1 pseudogene is annotated in these 263 nt (G+C 63.5%); it reads right to left on the bottom strand.

What is annotated here, in order from left to right:
* A pseudogene (locus NDO48_RS29290) lies at positions 1-263 on the bottom strand (translation initiation factor IF-2); the annotation flags it as partial.

Here is a 263-nt window from a genome sequence, read left to right as displayed (position 1 = left end):
CGTTGAAGCCGAACAGCACCGCGTTGGAAGCCAGCGCCAGGTTGGCGTCGGACTCGGTGATGCCACCGACGCCGCCACCGACCACGCGGACCTGCACTTCGTCGTTGCCCAGGCCGCTGAGCGAGCCTTGCAGAGCCTCGAGCGAACCGCGCACATCGGCCTTGAGGACGATGTTCAGGGTCTTCTTCTCTTCCTGGCCCATGTTCTCGAAGATGTTTTCCAGCTTGCCGGCATGGGCACGCGCCAGTTTCACCTCACGGAAC

It is taken from the genome of Aminobacter sp. MET-1, from assembly GCF_026521175.1.
In the GTDB taxonomy this organism is placed as follows: Bacteria; Pseudomonadota; Alphaproteobacteria; order Rhizobiales; family Rhizobiaceae; genus Aminobacter.
The sequence above is the reverse complement of the archived record's forward strand: the minus strand, read 5'-3'. Positions and strand labels throughout refer to the sequence as shown.